At 69.3% G+C, this 19,381-nt stretch carries 14 protein-coding genes; 6 read left to right on the top strand and 8 right to left on the bottom strand.

Features of this window, described 5'->3' with window-relative positions:
- Window positions 1–31: 31 nt before the first annotated feature.
- Together FFS20_RS05025 and betC are read right to left on the bottom strand one after the other, a co-directional pair.
- Complete coding sequence (locus tag FFS20_RS05025) at window positions 32–1,432, bottom strand: TIGR01777 family oxidoreductase (RefSeq protein WP_137824820.1); 1,401 nt, start codon at window positions 1,430–1,432, stop codon at window positions 32–34.
- 135 nt (window positions 1,433–1,567) lie between these two features.
- Window positions 1,568–3,199, bottom strand: a complete 1,632-nt coding sequence (gene betC / locus FFS20_RS05020) for a choline-sulfatase (RefSeq protein WP_137824819.1) — start codon at window positions 3,197–3,199, stop codon at window positions 1,568–1,570.
- A gap of 163 nt (window positions 3,200–3,362) precedes the next feature.
- Between betC and FFS20_RS05015 the strand changes: the two genes are divergently transcribed.
- The 3 genes from FFS20_RS05015 (at window position 3,363) to FFS20_RS05005 (ending at window position 5,337) form a co-directional block, all read left to right on the top strand.
- Window positions 3,363–4,373, top strand: a complete 1,011-nt coding sequence (locus FFS20_RS05015; RefSeq protein ID WP_249356675.1) for a formylglycine-generating enzyme family protein — start codon at window positions 3,363–3,365, stop codon at window positions 4,371–4,373.
- 107 nt (window positions 4,374–4,480) lie between these two features.
- On the top strand, window positions 4,481–4,903 hold the full coding sequence (locus tag FFS20_RS05010; RefSeq protein ID WP_212743287.1) for a hypothetical protein: 423 nt from the start codon (window positions 4,481–4,483) through the stop codon (window positions 4,901–4,903).
- Window positions 4,900–5,337: a MarR family winged helix-turn-helix transcriptional regulator gene (locus FFS20_RS05005; protein WP_137824817.1), complete on the top strand. Its 438-nt coding sequence runs from the start codon at window positions 4,900–4,902 to the stop codon at window positions 5,335–5,337. Before FFS20_RS05010 ends, FFS20_RS05005 begins: the two co-directional genes overlap by 4 nt.
- 67 nt (window positions 5,338–5,404) lie before the next feature.
- Here the strand turns inward: FFS20_RS05005 and FFS20_RS05000 are convergent, their stop codons facing one another.
- From FFS20_RS05000 to FFS20_RS04980, 5 genes are all read right to left on the bottom strand, one after another.
- A complete protein-coding gene (locus FFS20_RS05000) occupies window positions 5,405–7,492 on the bottom strand; it encodes a BCCT family transporter (protein ID WP_137824836.1) in 2,088 nt (695 codons plus the stop codon).
- 865 nt (window positions 7,493–8,357) lie between these two features.
- Window positions 8,358–9,149, bottom strand: a complete 792-nt coding sequence (locus FFS20_RS04995) for an ABC transporter ATP-binding protein (RefSeq protein WP_137824816.1) — start codon at window positions 9,147–9,149, stop codon at window positions 8,358–8,360.
- Window positions 9,150–9,152: 3 nt separating this feature from the next.
- Entirely contained in the window at window positions 9,153–10,148 is a 996-nt protein-coding gene (locus FFS20_RS04990) for an ABC transporter permease (protein ID WP_137824815.1), read from the bottom strand.
- A 155-nt stretch (window positions 10,149–10,303) separates the two neighbouring features.
- Complete coding sequence (locus FFS20_RS04985; protein WP_137824814.1) at window positions 10,304–11,287, bottom strand: ABC transporter substrate-binding protein; 984 nt, start codon at window positions 11,285–11,287, stop codon at window positions 10,304–10,306.
- A gap of 257 nt (window positions 11,288–11,544) precedes the next feature.
- Window positions 11,545–13,869 (bottom strand): S9 family peptidase, encoded by a 2,325-nt coding sequence (locus tag FFS20_RS04980; protein WP_137824813.1) that lies wholly within the window; start codon window positions 13,867–13,869, stop codon window positions 11,545–11,547.
- Between the two features lie 240 nt (window positions 13,870–14,109).
- On the opposite strand from FFS20_RS04980, the gene FFS20_RS04975 reads away from it, so the two are divergent.
- From FFS20_RS04975 to FFS20_RS04965, 3 genes are read left to right on the top strand one after another with little or no spacing between them, the layout of a single operon-like run.
- Window positions 14,110–15,192: a tripartite tricarboxylate transporter substrate-binding protein gene (locus tag FFS20_RS04975; RefSeq protein ID WP_249356674.1), complete on the top strand. Its 1,083-nt coding sequence runs from the start codon at window positions 14,110–14,112 to the stop codon at window positions 15,190–15,192.
- A complete protein-coding gene (locus FFS20_RS04970) occupies window positions 15,189–15,863 on the top strand; it encodes a tripartite tricarboxylate transporter TctB family protein (protein ID WP_137824812.1) in 675 nt (224 codons plus the stop codon). The genes FFS20_RS04975 and FFS20_RS04970 overlap by 4 nt, the downstream gene beginning before the upstream one ends.
- Before the next feature lies 1 nt (window position 15,864).
- Window positions 15,865–17,412 (top strand): tripartite tricarboxylate transporter permease, encoded by a 1,548-nt coding sequence (locus FFS20_RS04965; protein WP_137824811.1) that lies wholly within the window; start codon window positions 15,865–15,867, stop codon window positions 17,410–17,412.
- Between the two features lie 317 nt (window positions 17,413–17,729).
- On the opposite strand, the gene FFS20_RS04960 is transcribed toward FFS20_RS04965, so the two are convergent.
- Complete coding sequence (locus tag FFS20_RS04960) at window positions 17,730–19,280, bottom strand: MFS transporter (protein WP_171006990.1); 1,551 nt, start codon at window positions 19,278–19,280, stop codon at window positions 17,730–17,732.
- Between the last annotated feature and the right edge of the window lie 101 nt (window positions 19,281–19,381).

Here is a 19,381-nt window from a genome sequence, read left to right as displayed (position 1 = left end):
GGGTTCCCGAGCGGCAGATCATCGGTGAACTCTAGGCCCCGGTGCCGAGCTCCTCGTCGAGGCAGTCGGTGAGGGTGGGCTGCGCGAACTGGTACCCGGTCTCCTCGAGCTTCGTCGGCATGACCTTCTGGTCGGCGAGTGCCAGCTCCCTGGCGCCGTCACGTCCGAGGACGAGTTCGGTGACGAATCCCGGCGTCGGGATCACCGCGGGGCGGTGCAGATGGGCGGCGAGCGCCTCGGCGAACTCCTTCTGCGTGACGAGGTGCGGGGCCACCGCGTTGACCGGGCCCCGCACATAGTCCGTCAGCGCCGCATGGACGTAGGACCGTGCGAGGTCATCGAGCGAGACCCACGCGAGCCCCTGATCACCGCTGCCCAGCCGCCCTCCGGCCCCGGCGAGGTAGAGCGGCGCCTGCACCTTGAGGAACCCGCCGAGGGTGGTCAGCGCGATGCCCGACCGGATCGAGACCCAGCGGATGCCCGCCTCCTCGACGCTCGCCGCCGCAGCCTCCCAGTCCCGGCACAGGTCGGCGAGGAACCCCTCACCGAAGGGCGCGGACTCATCGACCGGGCGCTGCGCCTCGGCGCCGTAGGCCCCGACGGCCGACGCACAGACGAAGACCTCCGGTCGCTTCGCCTCCGGCAGCGCCTTCATCGTCTCCGCGAGCAGCATCGTCGAATCGAGACGGGAGGAGCGGATCTCCTCTTTGGCCTTCTTCGTGAACCGGGTCGCGATCGACTTCCCGCCGAGGTGGACGACGGTATCGGCCCACGCGAGGTCGCGGGGGTTGATGATCCCGAGCTCGGGATCCCAGTGCACTTCGTACTCGAATTTCGGGGTCCGACGGACGAGGAGGCGGACGAAGTGGCCGGCGGTCGAGAACAGCGCCGCAACCTGCCGACCGACGAGCCCGCTGCCGCCGCCGATGAGGATGTGCTTGGGCGTGCTCGACCGCAGCAGCGGCGCGTTCATCCGCTCGAGGAACGCGAAGTCCATGAGGAGCCGGCGCTGCCGGGCCTCGAACGTCGCCTGCAGATAGTGGCTCATCGCGCGGTCGATCGTCTCGAATCCCTGCGGCGTCATCGAGAACTCGATGGTGTCGGAGATCTGCGATCCGCCGGCCTCCGAGGTGAACTCGTGGGTGTGCTTCCACTGGCTCAGCGGACCCTTCATGAGCTCGTCGACGAAGGAGAAGCGGGAGGGCCCCTCGGAGTGCACGGCGGTGAACGGGCGCCGCACGAGTCCGTAGCTGCCGGGCAGGCTCGCCTTGATCTGGGCGACCGACCCCGGCGCGAGCGGAGGATAGCCCTCCTCGACGATCTCCTGCGCCCAGTGCGGTGAGACGCGGGTCAGCGCTCCGGGTCGTGCGTGCCAGTCGTACGTGGTCTCGGCGGCGAGCGGGACTTCCGAGGTCCACTCGAACTTGGTCATGGCTTCCCTCCTGTTCTCTCCGATGATGCCACCCCAAGCTCAAAGTGTGATCCACAACGCGCGGAATGGTCAGTGAATGGGAAGCGGCCGGCCGCCTCCTGGCCCAGGCGACGCCGCCACCGGCCGCAGCCTCCCCTACTCGGCGGGGATCTTCCCGTAGCGGAACGCCGACCAGAAGTCCCCGCGCACGTACCCGGTCTCGATCTGCGGGTCGAAGTCCCAGTGCCGGACACGGCCGATCCGCAGCGCATCGGCGACGAGCTGCCGGTTCCGCTGGGACCCGAGCACGTGCTCTTCGACCTGGATGAGGTCATAGCGCGCGGCGATCTCCGCCCGCAGCTGCGCGCAGACCTCCGCGTAGGCGGGATCGGCGGCACGGCTGTCGAGTTCGTCGGGGTCGGCGTCGAGGTCGAAGAGCAGGTCGGGGTCGCCGGGGCACACGATGAGCTTGAGCGGTCCGCGGACGATCGTCACCTGCGGTCGGCGGGTGCCCTCGGCGAAGTACTCGATGACGATGTCGCGTTCCGCAGGCCTCGACTCCCCCGCCGTCTCGCGGCGCGCCGTCTCGAGGAGGGAGACCCCGCTCAGCCCCTCGTCGACGTCGTTCACCCGCACCCGCGGCACGGCCGCGACGTCGGCGGCGTCCGCGGACTGCGCGGCCCCTTCGCCTCCGGGGTCCCGTCCCGCCGGGTCGCCGGTGAGTGCCCCGGTGCGCGCGATCTCGAGCAGCGTCGGGGCGAGGTCGATGAGCGAGACCGGCGTCGTGTACCGTCCGGGGGCGACCACCTCGGCGGGCCCGGAGATGATGAGCGGGACGCGGGCGGACTGCTCGTACGGGGACATCTTGTACCACAGCCCTTTCTCCCCGAGCATGTCCCCGTGATCGCTGACGACGATGACCACGGTGTTCTCGGCCAGGCCGAGCTCCGCCAGCCGAGACGTGATCCGGCCGATGTGGTCGTCGACGTAGCTCACCGCGGCGAAGTAGGCGCGTCGGGCCCGCCTGACCTCCTCGAGCGTCGGCTCCCTCTCGTCGAATCCGCACATCGTCCGCAGCCGATGGGTGTGCGGATCGGAGGCCGCGTCGGGGACGGCGGGGTGGGCGGGGTCGGGGATGCCCGCCTCGGCGAAGCGGTCCCAGTGCTCCCGCGGCGGCTCGTACGGGTCGTGCGGGTGGATGAACGAGGTGACCATGAGGAACGGGCGGTCCTCACCCGCCGCCTGGTTCGCCCGCTTCCGGTCGCTCAGGTGGCGCAGGGTGCGGAAGAGCACCTCGTCGTCGAAGTCCTGCTGGACGTTCGCCGTGGCCGCACCGGCGGTGAACACGGGGTCGGCGGAGTGGTACCACTGGAGCCGGTCCGCCAGTGGTCGGGTCCAGTCGGGGACCATGTCGAGGTCGGCCGGGTAGACGTCGGTCGTCAGCCGCTCCTCGAAGCCGTGGTGCTGGTCGGGGCCGATGAAGTGCATCCGGCCGATGAGCGCGGTGTGGTAGCCGAGCTTGCGGAGCCGATGAGCGAACGTCGGCACCGAGGCGGCGAAGTCGTCGCCGTTGTCGAGGCAGTCGATCTCCGAGGGCAGGCGCCCGGTCATCATCGCCGCTCGGGACGGCGCGCAGAGCGGGCTCGCGCAGTAGGCGCGGTCGAAGACGGCGCCGGTGGCGGCGAGCGCATCGATGGTGGGAGTGCGTGCGGCATCGCTGCCGTACGCGCCGAGGGCGTCGGCCGCCATCTGGTCGGCCTGGATGACGACGATGTTGGGCGGTTGCATACTGGGTCACGTCCTTGTGTGTCAGGGCGCGACCGTCCGCGGGCGCGCCGGATCTAGGGTGGCGGTGGAGCCTGAGTGAAAGGGGTGTGTGATGAGCTCATGCTGCGGTCCGTCGCGAACATCGCCGGCCAATACCGGTGCGTCGCGGCAGACCCCACCCGAGGTGGGCGTTCGCGCAGAAGAAACCCCCGCCGAGGTGGCTGTGCCGGGCCGGAATGCGACCGAAGGCGCGGGTCTCGTCGACGGCACAGGGCTCATCGACGGCCCAGGGCTCATCGACGATGGGGCACTCATCGCGGGTCTCGCCGCCTCGGCGCCACAGGATCTGCGCCTCATCGGACTGCCCGGCGGCACGTTCCGCATGGGCAGCGAGGATGCGCTCGCCTACCCTGCCGACGGCGAAGGTCCCGTGCGCGCGGTCGCCGTCGACCCGTTCGCGATCGCAGCGACCACGGTCACCGTCGCCTCCTTCGCCGCGTTCGTCCTCGCCACCGGGCACCGCACCGAGGCGGAGGTCCACGGCGATTCGCTCGTCTTCGCCGGTCATCTGCCCGACGCGGTCCGCGCGCAGTCCCCGGCCGTAGCCGCGACCCCGTGGTGGCGTCAGGTCGCGGGCGCCACGTGGCTGCACCCGGCCGGCCCCGGTGCTCCAGGGCCGGGTGCCGCTGGAGCAGCCGCGGTGGGACGAGTGGAAGGTCATGGGCCCATCGTCGCACTCGCCGACCATCCCGTCACGCATGTGACGCGACGTGACGCCGAGGCCTACGCCGCCTGGGTCGGCGCCCGCCTGCCGACCGAGGCCGAATGGGAGTACGCCGCCCGCGGCGGACTCGACCAGCAGCCCTACCCGTGGGGTTCGGTGCGCGAACCCGACGGCGTCCCGCGGATGAAGACCTTCGTCGGCACCTTCCCCGACGGTCCCACCGAACCGGTCGGCACCGTCGCCGCCAATGCCTTCGCCCCCAACGGCTTCGGGTTGCACAACATGACCGGCAATGTCTGGGAGTGGACGAGCGGGGCCTTCGCCCCTCACGACGACCGTGCCGTCCTGCGCGGCGGCTCCCACCTGTGCCACGCCTCCTACTGCCGCCGGTACCGCACCTCGGCGCGCACCGCGGTCACCCCCGACACGTCGCTCGCGCACACGGGGTTCCGACTCGCCCTCACTCTCTGAGCTGCGCGGGCGGCGGGACCCGGCGACCGGCCGGCTCGGCGGAAGTCCTCCCGGTCGGCGGCTGCCGCTCGAGACAACTCCTATGCGTCGTGCATACAATTGTCTGCATGTCCTCACAGCACATGCCGGCCATCGAGGCCGCGATCGGCGAATGGCACACGGCGGTGAACTCGGGTGACCGCGCCCGTTGTGCGCGAGCCGTCGGAGATCCCGTCGTCGTCCTCGGCCCCAAAGGCGCAGGCCCGATCACTCCGGCGGAGTTCGCCGACTGGGTGGACCGCTCCGGCATCCGGATGGTCCCGCGATCATGGCACCCGATCAGCGAGCGCCTCATGGTCGTCGAGCAGGACGCGACGTGGCCGCAGAGCCCGACTCCGACGCGGGTGGCCACGGTCTTCCGCGTCAGCGGTGCCGCACGGGGCTCCGTCGTCACCGCGGCGCTCCGGCAGCCGAGTCTCCGGTCGGCCCTCGAGCTTGCGTTCATCTGCCGGGAGATGGCGGCCACCGACCACACCGACTCGCTCGCATGACCTCCGACCATCCCGGTCGGGCGCTGTTCGCGTTCGTCCGTCGCTTCGGCCAGCTGCCCGGCCGTGAGACCGTCTCGACGGCGCAGGGCCGACTCGCCCTCGTCGCCGAGGCGGTCGATGCGCTCACGTCCCGCGGCGCCGATGCCACGGTCAATGCGGTCGCCGCTCACCTCGGCATCGATCAGTCCGGGGCGTCGCGCCTGCTGAGAACGGCCACCGAGGCAGGAGTCGTGCGCACCGACGTCTCCTCCGCCGACGCGCGGCGCCGCACCTCGGTCCTCACGCCCGCTGGAGAGTCGATGCTCGCCGAGGCGCTCACCTGGCAGGATGAGGTCCTCGCTCGTCTCACTGCGCAGTGGTCCGAGGACCGCCGGGCCGACTTCCTCTCCGACTTGGGCGAGATCGTCGCTGCGGCGGACCGCCTCGGGCTCTGACTCCGCCGCCGGAGGAGAGCGCCGCGGTCAGGACACCCGCGTCGACGGCCGCGGCGTCGCCGCCACCTCAGTCACGCGGACGAGCCGCCGGCTCACCTCCGGTCTCCCCAGCACCGTCGGGGCGGGACTGGGCATGCACCTCGGTGGGGTCGGCCTCGGACTCAGCGGCCGCCTCGGCGGGGATGTCCGTCTCACTGTCCGAGGAGTCCGCGGTCTCCGGGGTCCACCCGTCGGCCCACTGGCCGGTCTCGTAGTCGTAGCCGACGGGTTCGCCGTTCTCGTCGGTGCGCTGGTACCAGTCGGTGTAGTCCTCGTGCTCGGAGTCGATATCGCCGTTGGCACCGTCCCCGGGTTCGGTCGGGACGACGTGGAGGGCGAAATTGTCGCCGTAGGTCTCCGCGCCGGCGACGACGGCGTTGTCGACCGCGTTCTGCGCATACTTCCGGCGCAGGGCGATCGGGTCGGTGCGCAGCTCCTTCACCCACGCGACGATGATGAGGATCATCACGAGGGCGAACGGCACGGCGGTGACGATGACGAGCTGCTGGAGACCCTCGAGGGCGCTCGCGTTGCCGAGGAGGAGCATGACGACGGCGATCCCGGACATGACGAGCCCCCAGAACACGACGACCCACTTCTTCGGCGTCTGGTCGCCGCGGCTCGTGAGCATGCCCATGACCACCGAGGCGGAGTCGGCGGAGGTGATGAAGAAGATCGCGAGGACGACGATCGCGACCGCCGGCAGCCAGCCGATGCCCGGGAGGTTGCCGATGAGGGTGAAGAACACCTCGGGGGCCTCCATCGTCTCGGTGAATCCGGCAGCGCCCTCCCGGTACATCCAGATCGAGGTCCCGCCCATGATCCCGTAGGCGACGAAGAGGAGGGCCGAGGGGATGAAGATCGTGCCGAGGATGAACTGGCGGATGCTGCGGCCGCGGGAGATCCGGGCGATGAACGTGCCGACGAACGGCGACCACGAGATCCACCATGCCCAGTAGTAGACGGTCCACACCGACTGGAACTCCTGCGTCTGGCCGCCCCACGACAGGGACCGGCCCATGAGGTCGAAGAACGAGCCGAGGTACTCCATGAGCGCCGAGGGCAGCAGGTTGAGGAGGAAGAGGGTGGGGCCGAGGAAGAGGACGAGGGCGACGATGCCGACCGTGAGCACGATGTTGATCGATGAGAGGTAGCGGATGCCGCGGGAGACGCCGGACACCGCGGAGATGATGAAGCCCACGGTGAGGACGCAGATGATGATGACGAGCGTCGTGTTCGTCATCGGACCGGCCCCGGACACGATCGTCACACCGGTGCCGATCTGCATCGCGGCGATGCCGAGGGCGGCGGCGGTCCCGAAGAGGGTGGCGACGATCGCGAAGATGTCGACGAGGCGACCGGCGAAGCCCTCGGTCTGGCGCTTGCCGAAGAGGCTGCGGAAGATCGAGGACAGCAGGAGCGAGCGGCCGCGGCGGTAGGCGGCGTAGGCGATCGCCCCGCCGACGAGGGCGTACATCGCCCACGCGTGGAAGCCCCAGTGGTAATAGGTCTGGGCCATCGAGCCGTGGAGGGCCTCAACGGTCTCCGGGTCGTTCGTCAGCGGCGGTGGGGTGATGAAGTAGGTCAGCGGCTCGGAGGGACCGAAGAAGAGGACGCCGATGCCGATGCCGGCGGCGAAGAGCATCGCGACCCACGCGAACGTGCTGAACTCCGCCTTCTCCCCGTCCTTGCCCAACGGGATCCGCCCGTACGGCGAGAACGCGATGATGAGGAGGGCGACGAGAACGACGATCGCGACGAGGTTGAAGAACCAGCCGACGTTGAGCGTCGACCAGTCGTAGGCGGCCGTCGCGACGGTGGAGACGCTGCCGGGATCGGCGATGCCCCAGATGACGAACGCGACGGTGAGACCGCCGGCGATCGCGAAGATCACCTTGTCGATCGAGTACCGGCGCCGCTGTTCGTCGATCGCGATGCCGGGCACGAGGATCGGGTGGATGTCGTGCGGGTACTGGGTCTCCGCCTCCTCGCCCACACCGTCGGTGGTGCCGGCCGCCCGTTTGGGTCGTGCGTAGTCGAGGGCGCCGAGGCGCTTGCCGGCATCCCGGCTCACCCGCTTGGCATCGCGGCCGACCCGTTTGGCGTCGGCTCTCATCCGTTCGCGGGAGGCGCGGCGGGCCGGAGTGCGCAGCGACAGGGAGTGCTCGGGGGCCGCGTCGGTGCGCGTCGTGTGCTCGGTGTCGGGCGCCGGCTGCGTGTCGGGCGTGGTGTGACGGTCGTCGGTCGAGTCGCGGGACAAGACGATGGGCCTTTCTCAATGGTCGGTCTCAGTGACAGTGGTCGGTCTCAGTGACGGGTTATCGGTCTCGGTGACGGTTGCCGGTGTGCTCTGTGCCGGTGTGCTCTGTGCCGGCGGGCCGTGTCTTCGCCGCAGGCTGCGCTCCGGTCGGAAGCGTGCGGCGCCCGTGTGGGCGTGCGGCGGCTCGGGCGGCAGCTCACCGTCGATCAAGTCGCCGGGTCAGCTCGGTTGAGGGTTCGGGAAAGCTGGTCGCCGGAGTCGTGGCCGGCGGAGAGGAATACGGCGCTCCGGCGCACTTCGTCTGTGTGAGGCGGTGTCGAGCGATCAGGGTTCTCCACCGCACGACACGATGCTCGACACGACGGCTGCCGGCTCCCGCCGATGCGCGGGCGGCCGCTGCGGGGAGGGGGTTTCCGGGGTCGTTCGACCACGGCGGTGTGATCTCGAGCTCCTGGAAATGCCCATGGTGTGGGAGATTAACAGCTTCTGCGGACCATCTCAACGGCACACCGTCATCGAGGGAAACGGCAAACACTCCTGCCGGAATGCAGCGCGCACACCTGCCGGAATGCGGCGCGCTCCGCTGACCGGCACGGTCAATGACAGCAACCGTGCTGGTCAGCGGAGCGTCAGCCGGGCGCTGCGGCGAACCTCAGGAGTGGAATGCGCCGGACCTTGGGTGCGGAATGCGACGAACCTCAGGTGAGCCCTGCGCCGGACCTCAGTTGAGCAGCGCGCGGTCGCCGAGAGAGGCGCCCTTGAGCTTCGAGAACTCCCCGAGCAGGGCCTCGACCGTCAGCGTCTTCTTCTTCTCGGCGTCGGCCTCGTAGATGATGCGGCCCTCGTGCATCATGATGAGCCGGTTGCCGAGCGAGATCGCCTGCTCCATGTTGTGGGTGACCATGAGCGTCGTCAGCCCGTCGGCGGCGACGATCTTCTCCGTCAGCTCGGTCACGAGCGCCGCCCGCTGCGGGTCGAGGGCAGCGGTGTGCTCGTCGAGGAGGAGGATCCGCGGCTGCGTGAACCCGGCCATGAGAAGGCTGAGCGCCTGCCGCTGCCCACCGGAGAGCAGCCCGACCTTCGTCTTCAGGCGATTCTCCAACCCGAGTTCGAGGGTCGCGAGTTCGGTCCGGAAGCGCTCGCGCCGCGCCGAGGTGGTCCCCCGTCCCAGCCCCCGCGCACGTCCGCGCTTGAGCGCGAGCGAGAGGTTCTGCTCGATCGTCAGGTCGGGCGCGGTCCCGGCCATCGGATCCTGGAACACGCGCCCGAGGTAGGCGGCCCGGCGGTATTCGGGCTTCTTCGCCACCTCGGCGCTGTCGATCGTGATCGACCCGGAGTCGATGGGCAGGCGGCCGGAGATCGTGTTGAGCAGGGTCGATTTGCCCGCCCCGTTCGACCCGATGACGGTGACGAAATCGGATTCGGCGAGAGTGAGCGAGAGGTTCTGCAGGGCTTTGCGCTCGTTGACGGTGCCGGGGAAGAAGGTCTTCGAGATCGAGTCGATCGTCAGCATGGCTCAGCCTTCCTTCACGGTCGAGGAGCGGGGACCGGACGTCCCCGCGGGGACGCCGCCCTGTGCGGCATGGACGGCGGCCGGATCGTCGGTCGTGCCCTCGGGCAGTTTCGCCGGAGCCCGGTTGCCGCGGGAGCGCAGGGACGGGATCCGCTTGAGGAAGCCCCACCGCGGCAGCAGGAGCGCGACGATGACGAGCAGCGCGGTCGTGAGCTTCATGTCATCGGTGTTGAGGCCCGCCCGCAGCGCGAGGAAGATGATGATGCGGTAGATGACCGATCCGAGGATCGCGCCGAGGCTGGCCATGACGATGTTCCGGTTGCCGAAGATCGCCTGACCGAGGATGACCGAGGCGAGGCCGACGAGGATGAGGCCGATGCCCATGCTGATGTCGGCGAACCCCTGGTACTGCGCGATGAGCGCGCCGCAGAGGGCGACGAGTCCGTTGGACAGGGCGAGCGTGAGCATCGTCGTGTTATCGGTGTTGACGCCGAGGCTGCGGATCATCTCGCGGTTGTTGCCGGTGGCCTGGATGGCGAGGCCGAGGTCGGTGGTGAGGAACCAGTCGACGAGGAACTTGAGCACGAGGACGAAGGCGATGAGGATCGCGATCGACACCCACGTCCCCAGCCACATGTTCGCCCGCAGCGGGGTGAACACGGTGTCCTCGCGCAGCAGGGAGAGGTTGGCCTGTCCCATGATCCGCAGGTTGATCGACCACAGGCCGATCATCGTGAGGATGCCGGCGAGCAGTCCGTCGATGCCGCCCTTCGTGTGGAGGAGGCCGGTGATGAAACCGGCGATGAGGCCGGCACCGACGGCGGCGAGCGTCGCGAGGAACGGGTTGACCCCGGCGATGATGAGGGAGGCCGCGGTGGCGCCTCCCGTGGTGAAGCTTCCGTCGACGGTGAGGTCGGGGAAGTTGAGGACCTTGAAGGTGAGGTAGACACCCAAGGCCATGGCTGCGTAGATGAGCCCGAGCTCCAGCGCTCCGTACATTGCTGTCCGATCAGATCGTCAGGGCATCGCCCTGGTTGCCGTGCCGCCCGGGACTCGTCCCGGGCGCTGAGCAGGCGGGTCACGCCGCCTCTAGATGATGGGAGGGAACACGACGCGGGTCTGCGGTGAGCACTCACCGCAGACCCGCCTCGGCGTCATTCGATGACTTTGTCGGCTTCGTCGATGAGGTTCTGCGGAATCTCGACGCCCTGCTTCTTCGCCGCTTCGGGGTTGACGACGAGTTCGAGGGTCTCGCTCGTCTCGACCGGCATGTCCGCCGGCTTCGCCCCGTCCTGGAGGATCTTCAGGGCCATCGCACCGGTCTGCTCGCCGAGCTTCGTGTAGTCGATGCCGCGGGTGATCGCCGCGCCCTGCTCGACCTGTCCGGCCTCGGAGCCGACGAGCAGCGCCTGGTTCTTCTCAGCGGCCTGGACCATCGTCGTCACCGCGGAGACGACGTTGTTGTCGGTGGGCACGTAGTAGGCGTCGACCTTGCCGAGGGAGTCGACGGCCTGGCCGAGCTCACTCGAGTTCGCGATCGTCGCCTCCTTGATCTCCAGCCCCATGCCCTGCGCGGCCTCCTTCGCGAGGTCGACCTGGACCTGCGAGTTGACCTCACCGGAGCTGTAGACGATGCCGACGGTCTTCGCGTCGGGCTTGACGTCCTTGACGAGCTGCAGCTGATCGGCGACCGGGTTGAGGTCGGAGGTGCCGGTGACGTTGCCGCCGGGTGCCTCGTTCGACTGGACGAGGCCGGCCTCGACCGCGTCGGTGACGGCGGTGAAGAGGACGGGCTTGTCGGTGATCGCCTGGGCTGCGGCCTGCGCTGCCGGGGTGGCGACGGCGAGGACGAGGTCGAGGTCGGAGCTCGCGAAGTTCTGCGCGATCGATGTGGCGTTGGCCTGTTCGCCGTTGGCGTTCTGCTCGTCCCAGTCGACCTCGACTCCGGCGTCCTCGAAGGACTTCTTGAATCCGGCGGTCGCCGCGTCGAGGGCCGGGTGCTGGACGAGCTGGGAGATGCCGATGCTGTACGAGTCCCCGCCGCCCTCACCTCCGCCGCTGTCGCCGCCGGAACACGCCGAGACCGCGGCCATCGAACCGATGGCGACGAGGGCCACGGCCAGTTTCTTGAGACGCATACTTCTCCCCTTTGAAAAATATCGGCCCGGGGCGTGGGGCTCCGGGGCGAACCGATGACCGCCCCCGTCGCTTGGGGGCGGTCGAGCATCAGTCCAACCGTTGACCGACCCCGGGTGCCCTCGGCGTCGAGGACGGGTCGGTGCTGGACGACTGTGATGCTATCAACTCTATTCGGCGCCTCTGACACCAGTAGTCGAAATCACACATCGGGAGACGTTTCGTCTGCAGATCGTTATCTGCACGGCCACGCGTCCGCTCAGGGGGCGATCTGCACGTCCGATCGTCCCAGGACGCGGAGCATCCACGCGAAGTCGAACGCCGTCTCCTTCCACGCGTCGTAGCGTCCCGAGGCACCGCCGTGACCGGCGGCCATCTCGGTGCGCAGCAGCGCATCGGCGCCGACCTCGCGCAGCCTGGCCACCCATTTCGCGGGTTCGACGTAGAGGACCCGGGTGTCGTTGAGCGAGGTCACGGCCAGGATCTGCGGGTGGGCCGCCTCGGCGACGTTCTCATAGGGGGTGTAGGAGCGCATGTACTCATAGACCTCCGGATCGTGGAGCGGATCGCCCCACTCCTCCCATTCGATGACGGTGAGCGGGAGTTCGGGCATGAGGATCGAGGTGAGCGCGTCGACGAACGGCACGTGGGCGCTGATCCCCGCGAAGAGCTCGGGCGCCATGTTCGTCACCGCCCCCATGAGGAGCCCACCGGCCGATCCCCCGGTGGCGACGAGCTGCTCCGGCGTCGTCCATCCCTCGGCGATGAGGTGGCCGGCGACGGCGATGAAGTCGGTGAACGTGTTCGTCTTCACCGTCGTCTTGCCCTCGTCGTACCAGTGGCGGCCCATCTCGCCGCCGCCGCGCACGTGGGCGATCGCGTAGACGACGCCGCGGTCGAGAAGGGAGAGCCGGGCGACGGAGAAGTACGGGTCGACGCTGATCTCGTACGAGCCGTAGCCGTAGAGGACGAGCGGTGCCGGGGCGCCGAGGCGGCCGTCGGGTCCGACATCGACGAGGTCGGTGCGGTAGACGAGGGACACGGGGATCTCGGTGCCGTCCGCAGCCCGCGCCCAGACGAGGGATTCGCCGTACCGGGCGAGGTCGACGCTGCCGAGCACGGGCTGGCGCTTGAGGACGGTGTCGGCTCCGGTGGCGATGTCGTGCTGGAAGACGACGGCGGGCGTCGACATCGACGTGAACGTCAGTCGGATCGCCGGCTGTTCGAACTCGGGGTTCGCCCCGAGGCCGAGCGTGCCGGTCTCCCGATCGAAGGGCAGCTCCTCGAGCGGGCCGAACGGGGTGCTCGGCGCCCCGGTGAGGGGGACGATGCCGACCCGGGCGAAACCGCCTCGGCGATAGCTGATGACGATATACCCGACGAAGGCGTCGACCTCCTCGATGCGCAGGCCGTCGACGTCGACGAGGACGCTGCGGCCGGTCGTCGTCGGGTCGAGGCTCGTGCCGGCGGGAGCGTCGACGGCGTCGGCGGTCTCCGTGGCGTCGCCGGTCGGGTTCGCGGCGGGCACGTCGATGATGTCGAAGTCCGCGCGGTCGCGGTTGTGGGTGATGAGGAAGCGGTCCTCGTGGTCGATGAGGGCGTGCTCGACGGAGTACTCGACGCCGTCGACGCGGGGCCACACCTCGGCCGGGGTCGCCTCGAGGTCGCTCGTCCGCAGCGCCCAGTAGCCGGTCGTCGTCTTCGAGCCGGTGACGATGAAGAGGTACCGGCCGGAGCGGGAGAAGCCGGCGCCGACGAAGAAGCGCTCGTCGGGTTCGTGGAAGATGCAGACGTCGTCGGCGCTGTCGGAGCCCACCGCGTGACGCCACACCTTCTCCGGGCGCCACGCGTCGTCGACGGTGGTGTAGAAGACGAAGCGGCCGGTCGGGTCGATCGAGGCCCCGGCGAAGGTGTTCTCGATGGCATCGGGCAGGTCCTCGCCCGTGACGAGGTCGCGGATGCGCAGAACGTAGCGCTCGTCGCCGGCGGTGTCGACGCCGTAGAGGAGGCGGCCGCCGTCGTCGGTGAGCGAGAACGTCCCGAGCGAGAAGAAGTCCGAGCCCTTCGCCGCCTCGTTCGAGTCGAAGACGACCTCCTCGTCGGGCAGCGGTTCGTCCCCGACCTCCGGCGGCGTCCAGTCCTGCGAGTCCGCGATCGGCACTCGGACGTGGATGCCGTAGTCGAGTCCGGCCCGAGTGCGTGTGAAGTACCAGTACCCGCCGCGGCGGGTCGGCACCGACATGTCGGTCTCCTTGATGCGGGTTCTGATCTCGGTGAAGATCGCCTCCCGCAGCCCGGCGACGTCGGCCGTTTGCGCCTCGGTCCATGCGTTCTCCGCTTCGAGGTGGGCGATGACCTCGGGAGACTCCTTGTCCCGCAGCCATTCGTAGTCGTCGACGAAGGTGTGCCCGTGGTGCGTGCGCTCGTGCGGGACCTTCTTCGCCACCGGCGCCGAGGCGGGGGCCGCGGCCGGGTCGACCGCGTCGGTCGGTGCGGGGGTCGGAGCGGGGACTGCAGGTGCGGCGTCGGGGGCGGTCGCCTCGGCGGGGGTCGGATCGGGCTGCGGGGAATCGGAAGACGTCATGTGCCCACCCTAGCCACCCGCGCAAGGGTGCCCGGGCTCGCGGGGTCGTCGACTCCAGGGCTGCGGAGCCTCTGTTCGCACGCCCCCATTGTGAGCAGAATGCGCAGAAGGCGCAGAACGCGACAAACGGGTTTATTGCACTCAACCGCAGACCGTGACGCGCGCCACACTAGACTGAGGTCCATGTACGTCTTCGCAGGTGAAGGCGTTCTTCGACGATGAAGAAGGGACATCTGCTCAATGATGATGCAGTCTTCCGGCAGCGCAGGCCCGCCCGGCGGCCCTGACTCCGGCACCGCCCCCGATTCCGGGGACCCACACAGATCCGGCGGCGTCTCCCGTCGCCTGTTCGGCAAGGTCGCCTACGGCGTCATCGCCGTCGCGGCGATCGGCACGGCGACCGGCTATTCGATCCGCTCCGCCTCGGCGACCGGGGATCTCTCCTCGAATCTCACCCTCATCGCCCCCGCGGGTGCGGGCGGCGGCTGGGACGGGTTCGCGCGCGAGACCCAGCAGGCGATGCGCGTGACCCGCATCGCCAACAACGCCCAGGTCGTCAACATCCCGGGCGCCGGCGGCACGATCGGGCTCGGCAAGTTCTCGACGATGGACGGTCAGGCCGACACGCTTCTTGCCACCGGCACCGCGATGGTCGGCGGGATCGCCCTCAACGACTCCCCCGTCGGCTTCGACGACACCACCCTGCTCGCCCGCGTCGCCGAGGACTACGACGTTCTCATCGCCGCCGCCGACTCGCCCTACAACACCCTCGGCGACGTCATGTCGGCGTGGCAGGAGGACCCCGAGGGCTTCGTGTGGACGGGCGGTTCGGCCGGTTCGGTCGACCACCTGACGATCGCGCAGCTCGCCCTCCTCGGCGACATCCCGCCGTCGTCGATCACCTACATCCCGAAGTCCGGCGGCGGCGAGGCCATCCAGACCCTGCTCTCGGGCACGACGGACTTCGCCTCGACGGGCTTCAACGAGGTCTCCGACCAGATCGAGGCCGGACGCGTCAAAGCCCTCGGCGTCGCCGCCCCCGAACGCATCGCCGGCTTCGAGAACATCCCGACGATGAGCGAACAGGGCTTCGAGGTCACGCTGACGAACTGGCGCGGCTGGCTCGGCGCCCCCGGCATCACCGAGGACGAGACCGCGCAGCTTGTCGACATCCTCGAGGCCACCCGCAACAGCGCGGAGTGGCAGGGCGCCCTCGAACGCAACAAGTGGACGGATGTGTGGCTGACCGGTCAGGAGTTCGCGGACTTCATCGCCGAGGACACGCAGCGCATCGAGGACCTCCTGAAGGAGCTGGGACTGTGACCACGACGGCGAACCGCACACGGACCCGCACGGGCCACCTCGGCGAGGGCACCTGGTGGCACGGCCGCTCAGGTCTCCTCGTCCCGCTCATCCTCGGCGCCTTCTCGACGTACCTGCTCATCGGGATCCTCACGATGGACGTCGCCGAGGACGTCGACCCGCCCGGGCCGCAGTTCTTCCCGATGATCATCATGATCGCCGGCTACGTCATCACGGTGCTCCTGGCGATCGCGATCATCCGCAACCCCGAACCCGTCGACGACGATGCGATCGTCCCCGCCGAGGCGGTCGAGGACAAGGCGTTCTCGACTCCGGTGACCTCGGCGGTCGCCGCCTCCCGGCTGGCCCCGCATGAGGAGGACGAACCGACCTCGGACCTCGAGGCCATCGCCGAGGCGCGCGCGGAGGACACGACCCACCGCACGCATTCGGACTTCGTCTCCCTGGCCTGGGCGATCGGCGGGTTCGCCGCCTTCGCCGCGATCCTCGAGTTCGCCGGCTGGATCATCGCCGCCGCACTCCTCTTCTGGTGCGTGGCCCGCGCGATGGGGTCGCGCCGACCGCTGTTCGACCTCACGCTCGCGCTGACGGTCTCCTCGCTCGTCTACATCGCATTCGACGTCCTGCTCGGGCTCAACCTGCCCTCGGGACTCCTCGGAGGTGGAATCTGATATGGATGCAGTCCTGTCACTCTTCGAAGGGTTCACCCACGCATTCACGCCGATGAACCTCCTCTGGGTCATCGTCGGCTGCTTCCTCGGCACCGCCGTCGGCGTGCTACCGGGCCTCGGGTCGTCGATGGCCGTGGCCCTGCTGCTGCCGATGACCTTCGCCCTCGACCCGACCGGCGCGTTCATCATGTTCGCCGGCGTCTACTTCGGCGGTCTCTTCGGCGACTCGACGATGGCGATCCTCATGAACACGCCGGGCCAGTCCTCGGCGATCGCCTCGACGTTCGAGGGCCACAAGATGGCGCGCTCCGGTCGTGCCCCGCAGGCCCTGGCGACAGCGGCGATCGGAGCGTTCATCGGCGGCATCATCTCGTGCATCCTCGTCGTCTTCATCGCCCCGCTGCTCGCCGACCTCTCGACGAGCTTCGGGCCCGCGGAGTTCTTCGCGCTCGCGCTCTTCGCGTTCGTCGCCACGTCCTCGGTCGTCGCCGACTCCGTGCTCAAGGGCCTCATGGCGCTCGTGCTCGGCATCGGGATCTCCGTCATCGGCATCGACTCGGTCTCGGGCACCGAGCGCTTCACCTTCGGGGAGCCGGAGCTCTTCGACGGCGTCTCGCTCGTCACCGTCACCGTCGCGATGCTCGCCCTCGGCGAGGTCTTCTTCATCGCCTCCCGGATCCGACGCGCACCGAAGGACAACACGATCAACGCCTCTGGTCGGCCGTTCCTCTCCGGCCGTGAGTTCCGCGAGGCCGCCCCGGCGTGGCTGCGCGGCACGGCGATCGGTCTGCCCTTCGGCGTCATCCCCGTCGGCGGCGCCGACGTCCCGACGTTCATGGCGTACGGACTCGAGCGCAAACTCGACTCGCGCCGCAAGGACCCGCAGTTCGGCAAGGGCGCGATCCGCGGTCTCGCCGCGCCTGAGGCCGCCGGCAGCGCGACGACGGGCATCGCGATGGGCGCGCTGCTCGCGCTCGGACTGCCGATCTCGGCGACCGCGGCGATCATGCTCGCGGCCTTCCGCCAGTACGGTCTGCAGCCGGGGCCGCTGCTCTTCGATCGGGCACCGGAGCTGGTGTGGGGACTGCTCGCGAGCTTCTTCATCGCGATGATCGTCCTCCTCCTCATCAACCTGCCCTTCGCGCCGCTGTGGGCGAAGCTGCTGAAGATCCCCGAGCCGTACCTCTACGGCGGCATCGCGGTCTTCTGCGGGCTCGGCATCTATGCGACCTCGGCGTCGACGTTCGAGCTGTTCGTGCTGCTCGGCATCGCGATCATCAGCTTCGTGCTCAAGCGCTACGGGGTGCCGCTGGCGCCGCTGCTCATCGGCATGGTGCTCGGCCCCCTGGCCGAGACGAGTCTGCGCGATGCACTGCTGTCCTCGGGCAACGACGCCTCGGTCCTCATCTCGTCGCCGATCAGCATCGTCCTCTACATCATCCTCATCGCCGCCCTCATCTACACGGGCACCGGTCGTGTGCTCGCGCGGCGCAAGCAGCGGCAGGTGCTGGAAGGGCGGACGACCCGTGAGAAGAGTGAGGTCCTCTGACGCGGAGATGATCCGCCGGCGGTCGGATCCGCCGGTGCGGTCCGGTCGTAACCGGATTCGCCGGTGCGGTCCGGTGCCAGCCGGATCCGCCGGTGTGGTCCGGTGCCAGCCGGATTCGCTGCGAACGCACGAAGCGCCGATCGACTATCGGCCTTGCCGACCGCTTCCCGGTCGTCGTTCCGGTGCGGCGTCCCGGCTGGGGGCACAGCTCACCCTGGCCGGCTCACCGGCGGGGACACTGTTCACCGACGGGGACACCGCCGCCTCGGCGAACGACTGCTGCGCTCACGGTTCGGCGGACCACCTCGGCGGATGGCTCAGTGCGCGGACACGGGCTCCCGGTCGCTCGGCTCGGAGGCGGACGCCTGCCCGGCTCCCTTGAGCCCGAACGCGGTGAGCACGGCGGCGGCGAACACGACGATCGCCGCCCCACCGGCAGCCCACTGCACGCCGAGGTCGAAGGCATGGACGACCGTGGTCGCGAGCTCGTCGCCCACACGTCCGCCGATCGCGCCGGCGTGCTCGAGCGCGGAACCGAGCGTCTCGAACTCCGGCGCGGCCGCCGCGTTCCCCAGCGCACCGCGCAGCTGCGAGGCGAAGACCATCGTCGTCAGCCCACCGAGGACGGCCGTGCCCATGACGGAGCCGAACTCGTAGGCGGTCTCGGAGATCGCCGAGGCGGCTCCGGCCTTGTTCGCCGGCACCGCGGTGAGGATGAGGTCGTTGGTGATCACCTCGGCGGTGCCGATGCCCGCGCCGAGGACGATGAAGGAGATGATCATGCCGGGCACGCTCGGCTCCGGGGTGAACGCGACGAACGCGAGCCCGACCGCGTTGAGGGCGAGCGCGGCGGGGACGACGACGCGGGGCCGGATGCGGGCGACGAGGGGGACGGCGAGGTAGCCGGCTGCGATCGACATGACGAGTCCGGGGACGAGGGCAAGTGCGGCGGTCACCGGGGAGAGACCGAGGATGAGCTGGAGGACCTGCGTGCCGAAGTAGAGGAAGCCGGCGAGTCCCATGAGGCTGAGCAGGTTCGCCACCACCGCCGAGGTGAACACGGCATTGGCGAAGAGCCTGACGTCGAGCATCGGGTTCGCCGACCGCAGCTGCCGGAGGACGAAGAGGGTGCCGGAGACCACTGCGACGACGACGGCCGCCGCGAACATCCAGTCGAGTCCGTCGGACATCCCATGCTTGATCGCGAAGACGAGCGGGGTGAGCGTGAGCATCGAGAGCACGATCGAGATCGGGTCGATGCGGCCCGGGTGGGGGTCGCGCGATTCCGGCAGGAGCAGCAGCGCGGCGGGGATGAAGATCGCGATGAGCGGCAGGTTGATGAGGAAGATCGAGCTCCAGTGGAAGTGCTCGAGGAGGAGACCGCCGACGACGGGGCCGAGGGCGGCGCCGCCGCCGAAGAGCGCGGCCCAGGTCGCGATCGCGATGCGGCGGTCGCGGGGGTCGAGGAAGATGTTCCGGATGAGGGAGAGCGTCGAGGGCATGAGTGTGGCCCCGAAGACGCCGAGGAGGGCGCGGGCGAGGATGAGCATCTCGGGCGTCGTCGAGAACGCCGCGACCAGGGACGCGGCTCCGAAGCCGGTCGCGCCGATGAGGAGGAGCAGCCGGCGGCCGAAGCGATCGCCGATACTGCCCATCGCGACGAGGAGACCCGCGAGCATGAGCGCGTAGATGTCGACGATCCACAGCAGTTGCGTGCCTGTGGGGTGGAGGCCCGTGCTGATCGCCGGGAGGGCGAAGCCGAGGACCGTGTTGTCGATGGAGATGAGGAGGACAGGGATCATCAGCACAGCCAGGCCGAGCCATTCACGCCGGCCGGCGCGCACGTGGAGTGTCTGTGGTGAGGTCATGCCTTTACTGTACCGTCCAGACGGTACAGTAATCAAGGCGTCACCGGGGTTCGACAGCGGTGATGTTCGTCGCAGGCGCATCGTCCCGTCCGCTAGGCTCG

Origin of the sequence: Brevibacterium sp. 2SA, assembly GCF_005502845.1 — a bacterium.
GTDB lineage: Bacteria > Actinomycetota > Actinomycetes > Actinomycetales > Brevibacteriaceae > Brevibacterium.
Note: the sequence above shows the minus strand (reverse complement) of the source record. Positions and strands in the feature narration are given on the sequence as shown.

What these genes read in the sequence shown, in the direction of transcription:
- FFS20_RS05025 (WP_137824820.1), bottom strand. Translation starts at nt 1,432, where the DNA reads ATGACCAAGTTCGAGTGGACCTCGGAAGTCCCGCTCGCCGCCGAGACC.
- betC (WP_137824819.1), bottom strand. Translation starts at nt 3,199, where the DNA reads ATGCAACCGCCCAACATCGTCGTCATCCAGGCCGACCAGATGGCGGCC.
- FFS20_RS05010 (WP_212743287.1), top strand. Translation starts at nt 4,481, where the DNA reads ATGTCCTCACAGCACATGCCGGCCATCGAGGCCGCGATCGGCGAATGG.
- FFS20_RS05005 (WP_137824817.1), top strand. Translation starts at nt 4,900, where the DNA reads ATGACCTCCGACCATCCCGGTCGGGCGCTGTTCGCGTTCGTCCGTCGC.
- FFS20_RS05000 (WP_137824836.1), bottom strand. Translation starts at nt 7,492, where the DNA reads ATGAGAGCCGACGCCAAACGGGTCGGCCGCGATGCCAAGCGGGTGAGC.
- FFS20_RS04995 (WP_137824816.1), bottom strand. Translation starts at nt 9,149, where the DNA reads ATGCTGACGATCGACTCGATCTCGAAGACCTTCTTCCCCGGCACCGTC.
- FFS20_RS04990 (WP_137824815.1), bottom strand. Translation starts at nt 10,148, where the DNA reads ATGTACGGAGCGCTGGAGCTCGGGCTCATCTACGCAGCCATGGCCTTG.
- FFS20_RS04985 (WP_137824814.1), bottom strand. Translation starts at nt 11,287, where the DNA reads ATGCGTCTCAAGAAACTGGCCGTGGCCCTCGTCGCCATCGGTTCGATG.
- FFS20_RS04980 (WP_137824813.1), bottom strand. Translation starts at nt 13,869, where the DNA reads ATGACGTCTTCCGATTCCCCGCAGCCCGATCCGACCCCCGCCGAGGCG.
- FFS20_RS04975 (WP_249356674.1), top strand. Translation starts at nt 14,110, where the DNA reads ATGATGATGCAGTCTTCCGGCAGCGCAGGCCCGCCCGGCGGCCCTGAC.
- FFS20_RS04965 (WP_137824811.1), top strand. Translation starts at nt 15,865, where the DNA reads ATGGATGCAGTCCTGTCACTCTTCGAAGGGTTCACCCACGCATTCACG.
- FFS20_RS04960 (WP_171006990.1), bottom strand. Translation starts at nt 19,280, where the DNA reads ATGACCTCACCACAGACACTCCACGTGCGCGCCGGCCGGCGTGAATGG.